The 977-nt window shown below is 53.6% G+C and carries 1 protein-coding gene and 1 pseudogene; both read left to right on the top strand.

What is annotated here, in order from left to right:
- Positions 1-222: pseudogene (locus tag C6H66_RS27205) on the top strand (RNA-guided endonuclease TnpB family protein); the annotation flags it as partial.
- A 106-nt stretch (positions 223-328) separates the two neighbouring features.
- Positions 329-977, top strand: a 649-nt coding sequence (locus C6H66_RS25480) for an RNA-guided endonuclease InsQ/TnpB family protein (protein ID WP_248000838.1), incomplete at its 3' end; no start/stop codon positions are given.

Genomic DNA, 977 nt, shown 5'->3' with positions numbered 1-977 from the left:
AAGAAGCACGCTCATCAACGCCACGGGGTGAACCTCAGCCCGCGTAAAGACCTCAAACCCTTACTGTCAGTGGCGAAAAAATCCCGCCGGTATGCCTGGCTCAAAGCGTATGATTCCATCGCCTTGCAGCAGGCGGTGATTAACCTCGATATGGCGTTTTCCCACTTTTTTAATCCGAAGCTGAAAGCGCGCTTCCCGACATTCAAACGCAAGCATGGCAGGCAGTCCAGCTATCATTGTGTCGGGGTGAAGGTGTTGGACGGGGCAATAAAAAATACCCAAATTATCGCCGATAGAAGCCCGTCTGCACCGTGAAATGACCGGAGAGGTGAAAAGCATTACGCTGAGCCGTTCAGCCACCGGTAAATACTACGCCTCGATACTCTGTGATGACGGCCTGGCCGCGCCCGCGAAGCCCGCTTTGATAACCCAGATGACAGGTTTGGATATGGGATTATCTCACTACGCTGTCAAATCCAGCGGAGATAAGATGGCTAATCCCCGTCATCTTATCAATGCCGGCCGTAATCTGAGGCGTAAACAGAAGGCCCTCTCCCGGAAACAAAAAGGCGGCGCCAACCGCCGTAAAGCACGACAGAGGCTTGCCGCCGTACATGAGCGGGTAGCGAATGCCCGCGCCGATCTTCAACACAAACTGTCTCGTTCAATGGTTGACGAAAACCAAGCGATAATTGTTGAGACGCTGAAATCGGCCAACATGATGAAGAATCACCACCTTGCCCGCGCTATCGGGGATGCGGGCTGGCATGGCTTCATCAAGAAACTGGAATACAAAGCCGCAGCGGCAGGCGTCCATCTGGTCAAACTGGATCAGTGGTTCGCCAGTTCGAAAACCTGCCATTGCTGCGGTCACAAAATGCTGGAAATGCCGCTGCGTAAGCGGCTCTGGCAATGCCCTTTCTGTCGAGTCGAACATGACCGCGATATCAATGCGGCGTTCAACATCCAGCGCAAGG

The sequence above is a fragment of the Photorhabdus hindustanensis genome, assembly GCF_002968995.1.
In the GTDB taxonomy this organism is placed as follows: domain Bacteria; phylum Pseudomonadota; class Gammaproteobacteria; order Enterobacterales; family Enterobacteriaceae; genus Photorhabdus; species Photorhabdus akhurstii.
This window is presented reverse-complemented; position numbering and strand designations above follow the sequence as displayed.